General features: G+C 69.0%; 6 protein-coding genes. 3 read left to right on the top strand and 3 right to left on the bottom strand.

Annotated features, from left to right (window positions below):
• Positions 1 to 115 precede the first annotated feature (115 nt).
• Together ACLJRM_RS16280 and ACLJRM_RS16275 are read left to right on the top strand one after the other, a co-directional pair.
• Entirely contained in the window at positions 116 to 859 is a 744-nt protein-coding gene (locus ACLJRM_RS16280) for a hypothetical protein (RefSeq protein WP_410663432.1), read from the top strand.
• A gap of 25 nt (positions 860 to 884) precedes the next feature.
• Positions 885 to 1508: a type VII secretion system-associated protein gene (locus ACLJRM_RS16275; RefSeq protein ID WP_410663431.1), complete on the top strand. Its 624-nt coding sequence runs from the start codon at positions 885 to 887 to the stop codon at positions 1506 to 1508.
• A 284-nt stretch (positions 1509 to 1792) separates the two neighbouring features.
• Here the strand turns inward: ACLJRM_RS16275 and ACLJRM_RS16270 are convergent, their stop codons facing one another.
• The 3 genes from ACLJRM_RS16270 to ACLJRM_RS16260 form a co-directional block, all read right to left on the bottom strand.
• Entirely contained in the window at positions 1793 to 4603 is a 2811-nt protein-coding gene (locus tag ACLJRM_RS16270; RefSeq protein ID WP_410663430.1) for a BTAD domain-containing putative transcriptional regulator, read from the bottom strand.
• On the bottom strand, positions 4600 to 6333 hold the full coding sequence (locus tag ACLJRM_RS16265; protein WP_410663429.1) for a BTAD domain-containing putative transcriptional regulator: 1734 nt from the start codon (positions 6331 to 6333) through the stop codon (positions 4600 to 4602). The genes ACLJRM_RS16270 and ACLJRM_RS16265 overlap by 4 nt, the downstream gene beginning before the upstream one ends.
• Positions 6334 to 6633: 300 nt before the next feature.
• Positions 6634 to 7317 (bottom strand): response regulator transcription factor, encoded by a 684-nt coding sequence (locus ACLJRM_RS16260; protein ID WP_410663428.1) that lies wholly within the window; start codon positions 7315 to 7317, stop codon positions 6634 to 6636.
• Between the two features lie 425 nt (positions 7318 to 7742).
• On the opposite strand from ACLJRM_RS16260, the gene ACLJRM_RS16255 reads away from it, so the two are divergent.
• A complete protein-coding gene (locus tag ACLJRM_RS16255; RefSeq protein WP_410663427.1) occupies positions 7743 to 8960 on the top strand; it encodes a cytochrome P450 in 1218 nt (405 codons plus the stop codon).
• Positions 8961 to 8965: the final 5 nt, after the last annotated feature.

The following is an 8965-nucleotide window of genomic DNA, read 5'->3' as shown; positions in this document are numbered from 1 at the left end:
GAGCGTGAATGCCCCAACGGGCAGCGGCGAGGAGCCACGGGACTTCGGCTGGATCGCGGCGCTTGTCACCAGGGCCGTCACGCCGGTTGTCTGGTCATGACCGCGAGGAGAACCGATGATGACGGAGGTGGCACCCGTGACCGGGGCGGACGCACGGTACTGGTCCGTGCCCGACCGCGCGCGGGAGGACACGGGGCCCGGTGACGAGTCCACGATCGCCGTCCTGGTCGCCGTGCTGAGCGCGACGCCGGGGGCGCGCGGCCTGTGGCGCACGCGGTGGGTCGACCTCAGCCGGTCGGGGGCGGATGGCGAGACCGAAACGAGGTACATCGCGCTCGCCGAGTCGCGCGCGCTGCCCGCGCTGGCGGACACGGTGCGCCTCGGTGGGGATGCCGCCGTCGAGGTCGTGTCCGCCGACGGGGACATGCCCCGGCCGACGCGGACCGCGCTCGCGTCCGGCACCCTGCTCTGGGCGGCCGATCCCGCTCCCGTCCTGAAGGTCGCGCGGGTGTTCGACGGGGTGCAGGCCGACGGCACTCCGTTCTTCCTGCCCGGCCACCCTGAACTGGCCGGAGCCCCGGAGGTCCTCGAGTATCTGCGTGCGGCCACCACACTGCTCACGACACCGGACACCATGGACGACGTGTGGGAACCGGGGCGGGGCCGGGTCGTACCGATGAATTTCCGTACCGACGGAACCTGGATCTGGCCCGACACCGTCGAGTACTACCTCGAAGAGCACGGTCTTGCGCCGGAGAGCAGGCTGCTCGCCCACGTACACGCCGCCGGTGACCGGCCGCCCCGGCTCGACCAGGTGGCGGCGCATCGGGCGATGACCGAGCTGTTCCGGCAGCGATGAGATCCCCGCCTCGGAGGCGACACGGATGAGCGATCAAGGCGAGGGCACCGGCCAGGAGGAGAACTGGTTCCTTCTGATGGATCCGGAATGGGTGCCGGGCGAGGACGACGACGTGCCACCGATCGAGTCGGTCGTCGGTGTCTGGCCTCTCGTCGGTGACGGCGCCGTCGGCCGTTTCCTGCCCAACCCGGACTACCGGCCGCTGAACCCGGACTCGCCGACCGACCCACTGGACGCGGTGCTGCGCCGGATGGTCGAGGGCACGGCCGAACCGGAACACCTGCAACCATTGCTGCGGGACACCGAGTTCGACCTCGCGATGAATGGCGACGGGCGCCCGCTCATCGTCCCGGCACCCGACGAGGTGCTGTGCGCGGTGATCGCCACCGCCGAGCAGCACCGGGAGCGGGTGTTCGCGCCGATGTGGCGCCGGGTCGGCCTGCCGGAACTGCTCGACCTGCTGGACGAAAAGTTCGACCTGCTGATCAACCCGGACGGCCCGGCCGCCGTGCGACTGGTGGGCAGCCTCGTGCGCGCCGCCGGCGCGATGACCGACGACGAAGCCACCGCCCTGTACCGCACCCTGGGCGCCGAAGACACCGGCCTGGAGGTAGTCCGCTGGACCCTCCCGGCCCCTACCCCGTCGTAACACCACCCGAGAAGGGTGAGCTCGTGCTCCACGCGCAGCGTGGTGTCCCGTGAGGGCGTATCGAGGGGCAGGGCAAAGGTGGCGTGTCGGACGGACTTCGGGACCGGGCAGCGGTGTCACAGCCGTCCCAGCGTCACCAGGGATCACAGTGGAGGGCCGTGAAGGCCTCCTTCCCTACTCTCAGGGTAGGGAAGGAGGCCTTCACGGCCAGCTGAGTACCTGCGCGACCCGACACGCCACTCACGACCAACCGAACCTGGCTGACCCGACGCATAGTCGTCGGGTCAGGCCGGCTTGGTGTCGGGCTCCGTTGTCGACAGCCCGCGTAGCTTGGCGCGGACGTCTTCGGCGGTCGCGTCACCAAGATGGTCGAAGATGTCCAGTGCTGCCGACAGCGCGTCGATGGCTTCCGCGTGTCTGCCGGGCAGTCTCAGATACGTCTCCCCGAGTGCGCGCAGGGAGAGCGCCTCCTCACGGTGTACTCCCACTGTCCGCGCGAGCCGCCGGGCCTCGATGAAGTGGTTCACCGCCGACCGGCTGTCCCCGGCCCGCAATTCCAGCTGTCCGATCCCGCGCAGGCTGGAACTCTGCCCGGCCAGGTCATTCTGTTCGTTGCGCATCTCCAGTGCCTGCTCGTGGCGTTCCCGTGCCTCGGTGAGCCTGCCCAGTGCGGTGTAGGCCTCGCCAAGGCACGCGAGAAGTCCCGGCAGTCGCGCGGCGCCCTCGCCCTGCTCTCCGGTCAACGCCTTCTCGAGCTGTTCCGCGGCCTCGGCGGGACGGTCCGTGCCGAGCAAGGCGTTGCCGATGGCGTTGCGGAGGTAGGGCCGCACCCCCGGCTCCGTGTTGATCTCGTCCGACGCGAGTAGCTCGAATGCCTCCGCCAGTGTCCGGTCGAACTGGCTGACCTGGTTGTACGCGATCAGCCGGTTGTATCGGCAGCGAACCTCCGCGTTCGGGTCGCCGAGCGCCCGGCACTGCTCGATCGCGATCGTCATCGTGTGGATCCATTCCGGGAAATGGCAGCGTCTGATGAAGAACCCGATCAGAAAGTTCGGGATCAGCCAGGCGTGCCTGCGAAATCCCGCCGACGCGGCCAGTTCGATCACGGCCAGCAGGTTGGGCAACTCGGCTTCGCACCATTCCGCGGCCATCCGCTGATGCGTGAACTCGGGTGGCGTGACGGCTTCCGATAGAGGTTCCATCGGTGGGCCGGGCGCTCGTGGTTGCGGGGCCAGCAGAATGTCGGCCGCCTGTGCACCGTAGAGATACCAGCCAACGAGCCTGCGCAGGGCCGTTTTCTTGGCCTCCTCCGGTTCGTCGAGTTCGAAACGCTCCCGCGCGTAGGCGCGAAGCAGGTCGTGCAGCCGGTAGTATCCCGCGGTCCGTTCCTCCAGCAGGTGGGCTTCCTGCAACGCGCGGATCGCGCGCTCGGCATCCCGGTCCGCGCAACCTGCCATCGCCGCCGCCATCGGGACCGAGATGTCCGGTCCGGGGAAGCCGCCCAGCAGGCGGAACATGCGCGCGTTTTCCGGTGCCAGCGCGGCGTAGGACCAGGAGAACACCACCCGCAGGGACGTGCTGTCCTCGCCGGCGGACAGCACGTCCAGCCGCCGCTGGGCCTCGGTGAGCTCGGCGACGAGTTCGGCGAGTTCGCGGCGGGACCGCAGGGCGGCGCGCTCGGCGACTATCCGCAACGGCAGGGGCATCGACCCGCAGTGCCGCACCAGTTCGACGGCGACGGCGGGCTCGGCGGCGATCCGTCGGTGACCGATGATCCCGCCGAGCAACGCCACTGCTTCGGATTCTGCGAGCACGTCCACCGGCAGGCGCAACGCGCCCTCGCTGACGGCCAGCTCGCGCAACCGTCTGCGACTGGTGACGATCGTGAGGCAGCCGTCCGTGCCCGGGAGGAGTGGCCGGACCTGTTCGGCATCGCGCGCATTGTCCAGCATGATCAGGGCCCGCTTGCCGGCGAGCAACGTACGCAGGTAGGCCACCCGCGCGCCGTCGTGCGCCGGTATCCGGTCGGCCTGCGCCCCGACGGCTCGCAGCAGCGCGCCCGCCGCGGCACCGGTCGACGGCAGCTCGCCACCCGGTGCGAACCCACGCAGGTCCACATAGAACCGGCCATCGGGAAAGCGGTCGGCGACCTCCATCCCGAAACGCACCGCCAGCGCGGTCTTCCCGGAGCCACCGGCGCCGTGCAACACGATCAGCCGCGGGGAACCGGCAGGCGCGCGGGCGAACCCCTGCATCCGGGCGAGTTCGGCCTGTCTGCCGGTGAACGATCGCACGTCCGGCGGCAGGTGCGTCGGCGCGCGGTCGCTCGCGGGCGCCGCGTTCTGGTCGTCGGTGATGTCGGCGAGCAGGGAACTCAGTTCGGCCGCGGGTGTCACGCCGAACCGCTCGCCCAGCTCCCGCTCGACCAGTTCGTAATGGGCCCGGGCTTCGTCGTCCAGACAGCACTGGTGCAGTGCCTGGATGAAGTACGCGGCGAGCCGTTCCCGCATCGGGTTGGTGGCGGCGGGCTCGCGCAGGGCCGCTACGACCTCCGCGGGTCTGCCCAGTTCGAGCAGGACGCGTGCCCAGGATTCCAGGACGTTCAACCGGTGTTCGATACAAGAGTTCCGCTGTGCTTGGGCGAACGGCCCATGGACGCCCGAAAGCGGTTCGCCGCGCCACTTCGACAGCGCGGCGTGCAGGGAGGCCGCCGCGTCGTCGAGCCTGCCGTCCGCCGCGGCTTGGAAACCCTCGTCCGCGAGCCTGGAGAACTCCTGAATGTCCACTGTGCCTGGCGGAAGGCGCAGCTGGTACCCGCCTCCTGCCCGCATCAGCAGGCCGGGCGGCTGGTCCTGCGACCGGTTCGGCTCCAGCGCTCGCCGCAGGCTCGAAACGTAGGTCTGCATGTTGCCGGCCGCGCTCGACGGCGCCGCATCCCCCCAGACGAGCGAGATCAGCTCGTCCGGCTGAACCACCTCGGGAGCGCGCATGGCCAGTACGGCCAGCACGGCTTGCCGGATGGGGCCACCAAGCGATATCGGGCTGCCGTCGACAAGCGCTGCCACCGGGCCGAGCAGTTTGATCTCGACGGTCATCGCGTGCCCGCCCGCGTGAGCCGCCGACCGTACCCGCGAACCAGCGTGGGCACTCGGTACCTGTCGCCGCCGAGGTGATCGAGCAGGCACGATTCGACCAGTTCCGCCCGCGCGGCTGGTTCGTGTTCGTGAAGCATCCCGACGGTGGCCTCGTCTTCGTACGACCTCGAGCCCAGCCAGGCCAGTAGGTCCAGGGCAGGCGCGGACAAGGTCCGGGCGGTGTGCTCGAGTCCGACCAGGACAGACGCCTTGTCGTCATCCTCGCTCAGGGAAAGCATCCCCAAGGGATTCTCGTGGTACCGGAGCCGCATGGCGAACTGCTGGACCGCGTCGGCGTCGGCCTCGACCTCGGCGAGAAGGACGGCGGCGGCCCGCACGGCCAGTGGAACGTAGCCGCATGCTTCCACTATGCGGGTCACATGATGGTAGGAAATGGGGACGTTCAGGGGAGTCCCGCATCCGCTGATCAACAGCCGCTTGGCGGCATCCGGCTCCAGCGCGGCCAACGGCACCCGGTGCACGTTGTCCAAAGGGGACAGACGTTTTCGGCTGGTGACGACAGCGGTGCTGGAGGTGCCTTCCGGGAGCAACGGGGCCACCTGTTCCGCGTCGGCGGCATCGTCCAGCACCACGAGGATGCTTCTCGCGGCCAGTAACGAGCGCCACCGGGCGGCCTTCTGCTCCACAGTGCCCGGTAGGTCGTCGGCGTGGACGCCCAAGGTCAGCAGCTGGTGGTCGAGTAGCTCACCCAACGGCGGCACGCCGGTGCGCTTCGAACCACCAAGACTGAGATAGAGCTGGCCATCCGGGAACCGGGGCGCCAGGCCGCGGGCCAGCTGGCAGGCGAGGGCGGACTTTCCGATACCGGCGTGTCCGGTGATCACGACGGGCGAACCCGCCGTGTGGGAAAGCTCGGCCAGTTCGTCGTCCCTGCCGACGAATCCCCACGGCCGGTGCGGCAGCTGCGCCGGCCGGACCGCCCTGGGCGAGCTGTCCGCGGGCGACGGACCTCCGTCCGATGTGGACGGGCTGCGCTCGGCGCACCCGGTGTCGAAATCACCGGTCAGCATCTGTTCGTAGAGCCTGCCGACCTCGGCGCGGGGCTGGGTGCCCGCCTCCTTCCGCAGCCGCCTGCGGAACACGTCCAGCGTGCTGAGGGCCTCCGCTACCAGCCCGGCACGGTAGAGACTCGTGCTGCGTAGCACGGCGACTTGCTCGTCCGCCGGATACGCATGGGCGAGACCGGTGCACTCCGCCACCGCCTCGGTGACCCGTGCGGTGGCGAGCAGCGCTTGCACTCGCAGCTTGCGCAGGGCGAGCCAGCGAGCCTCCAGTCTCCGCCGCTCGGCCTCCGCGAACGGCCCCGCTATCTCCGGTAGCGGGGCGCCGGTCCACAGCCGGGAGGCTCGTTCGACGGCGGTGAAACAGGCCTCGACACCACCTCCGGACCAAGCTTGCGCGGCACGGTCGACCCAGCTGTCGAACTCCAGCGCGTCCACATCCTGGACACGTACGTCGAGCCGGTACCCGTCCCGATCGGTGTACAGGACCGAGGGCTCACCGAGTATCTTGCGCAACTCCGAAATGTAGGTGTGCAGGTTGCCGGTAGCGCTGCGTGGCGGCGCCTGGCCCCAGACCGCGCGGACCAGTTCGTCCTGGCGTACGGGTCGCCCCGCGCGCAGGGCCAAGCGGGTCAGTACCGCACCCTGCCGTGGCCGGTCGAACTGCACGGTAACACCGTTTCGTCGTATTGCGACGGTGCCGATCAACTGAATAGCCGGGTGAGCCTCAGCATCCACGCAGCCCATCATCGCACGCTGCAGCCAAGGTCTGGCGGAGGGCAAGGGGTTCCTCACGGTTCGATTCATACTCATTTGGGCGTGGCATTTCCGACGGGCTCTTTACCGTTCCCCGATCCTGCCATTGTGGACGCGGCAGCCGATTGTCCATAATGGGACTCCAGTGCGCGCCGGCCTTCCTCACCGAACAAAGTGGACAGTGCTCGATCGGCGAACCCCGCGCCGGATCTTCTAGATTATGCCTGCCCGCAACGCGCTGGCCACCGCATGCGAACGGTTCCGGAAGTTGAGTCTCCGCGTGATGCCGTAAATGATGTTCTTCACCGTGCGCTCGGAGTAACACAGCTTGTCCGCGATCTCGGCGGTCTCCCGGCCTTCGGCAATGAGCCGCAGCACTTCGATCTCCCGGGTGGTCAGCTCGGTCGGCCGCAGGCCTCTCCTGTCCGGCACCAGCTGCCACAGCCGCTCCACGTGCGCGAAGAGCTCACCGAGCCGGTCCGGAGGCAGCGCGGCACCGCCCGTTGCCGCGGTGCGCACGATCCGCGGCAGCATGTCGTCCCAGATGGCCGTCCGGGGCAGGACCGCGACGACTCGGCACTCCACCGCCAGCAACAACTCGTCGTCCTTGAGGTCATCGATGATCAGCACGACAGGCCGGCCGATCTCACTGGCCACCCGGCGCAGCGCGGCGACCACATCCGCGGACAGGTGGTCGAACGCCGCGACGACGACATCGACTTCACTCGCCCGGTTTCTCGGTAGTACCCGCACCCCGCTCAAGCGCTCCAGATACGCCACCATCCCCATCTGGGTGAGCGAATCCAGCGCCTCGACAGTGACTCGAATCGTCTGCTCCACCAGTACCTCCGCTAACCCCATTCCGCAGATGCTCAAGTGTGCACTCTTGCGCTCCATTTACCCTCCACGAGGCCCATATAAGGACATGAGAGAGTCCTAAGTGCGCTCATATGAGCGGATGTGGTGCCGGACCGGGACGTGCGAGCGGAAACAGGACGCCGGTGCGCGTGGTGGCACCGCGGCGGTGGCTCGGCCTGCTACCGGAAGGGCGGCCGGCGCCTGGGCGGACCTGTGACCAGGTTGGCGGCGGTGGTGGGTGCACTCGTCGAGTCCGGCGTGCTCGAATCGCACTCGACGACCCGGGTGGCCATCGTCAGCCGACAGGTCGTCCTGATGATCTGGGCGACCCATGGCCGGTGCCCTTGCCCGAAGGTACCCGTTCGAGCTGGGCCTCGGGCAATCCGCCGTGTTGTCGATGCGGGGGATCGGTACCCCCTGCTAACTCTGGACAAGGCCGTCCCGGCACAGAAAGGACCATGCCCGTGTCATCGCCCACAGTTCCTTTGCCGTTGCCGAATTCGGCGTGCCCCTTCAGTCCCGCACCGGAGATCGGAGACATCCGGGACAGCCCCTCGCTGCCCCGGGTCTCGTGCCCCACCGGGATCGACGCGTGGCTGGTGACCCGCTACGCGGACGTCCGCGAAGTGCTCGGTGACACCGCCCGGTTCAGCGTCCGGGCCGGCATGGCCGGGCACATCCTGGCGAACACCCCGCCGGGCGTCCCGGCCGTCCCCGGCGACTTTTCCCGGATGGACGGCGCCGACCACGTCCGGTTCCGCCGCGCGCTCGCCCCCGCGATGGTGACAGCGAAGCGGATGGCCGCGATCCGGCCCGTGGTGCAGCGCATCGTCGATGAAGCAATCGACGACCTCGCCACCTCGGCGCAGCCGGCCGACCTGCACGAACAATTCGCCAAGCCGGTCAGTTCGGCCGTGATCGCCGAGCTGTTCGGTGTGCCCGCGTCGGCGCGTGAGCTGCTCCTCGACGCGGCCGAGGCCCTGTTCCGCGGCGACGCCGACCACCTGGAAAAGGCGACGGCCCCGCTTTACGCCTGTATGCAGGAGCTGATCACCCGGCGCCGGACCGAACCGGCCGAAGACGCACTCGGCCTCCTCGTCGGCCACCCCGAAAACTTCACCGACCTGGAACTGCTCGTCGGGGCCATCAGCGTGTTGCTCGCCGGCTACGACACCGCCGCGAGCATGATCAGCCACGGAGCTTTCGTGCTGCTGGCAGACCTCGCGCGGTTCGCTCCGCTCCGCGAGGACCCCGCGCTGATACCCGGAGCGGTCGAGGAAATGGTCCGGCTGCTCGGTGTGGGACCTGGGCGAATGCGCGTGGCCGTGACCGACACCGAGATCGCCGGAACGCCGATCGCGGCCGGAGACTACGTCGTGGTCTCCATCCAGGGCGCCAACCACGATCCGGCCCGGTTTCCCGACCCTGGCAGGCTCGACGCCCACCGTGACCACCGACGGCACCTCGGTTGGGGCTTCGGCCCGCACCGATGTGTCGGACAACCGCTTGCCCAGCTGGAACTCACCGTGGTCTTCGAGGCCCTGGCGCGCCGCATTCCGTCTCTGCGCCTCGCGGTGCCGATCGAGGACATCGAGCTCGAGACCGACACTCCCAACACCTCGCCGGCTCGCCTGCCAGTCGCCTGGGAAGAAATTCGGCCCAGTCGACCTCCACTGTCCTGAATAAC

This window comes from Amycolatopsis sp. lyj-84 (assembly GCF_046549075.1).
Lineage (GTDB): Bacteria > Actinomycetota > Actinomycetes > Mycobacteriales > Pseudonocardiaceae > Amycolatopsis.
This window is presented reverse-complemented; position numbering and strand designations above follow the sequence as displayed.

Excerpts from the sequence above, each read along its gene's own strand:
- ACLJRM_RS16280 (WP_410663432.1), top strand. The coding sequence starts at position 116 with ATGATGACGGAGGTGGCACCCGTGACCGGGGCGGACGCACGGTACTGG.
- ACLJRM_RS16275 (WP_410663431.1), top strand. The coding sequence starts at position 885 with ATGAGCGATCAAGGCGAGGGCACCGGCCAGGAGGAGAACTGGTTCCTT.
- ACLJRM_RS16270 (WP_410663430.1), bottom strand. The coding sequence starts at position 4,603 with ATGACCGTCGAGATCAAACTGCTCGGCCCGGTGGCAGCGCTTGTCGAC.
- ACLJRM_RS16260 (WP_410663428.1), bottom strand. The coding sequence starts at position 7,317 with ATGGAGCGCAAGAGTGCACACTTGAGCATCTGCGGAATGGGGTTAGCG.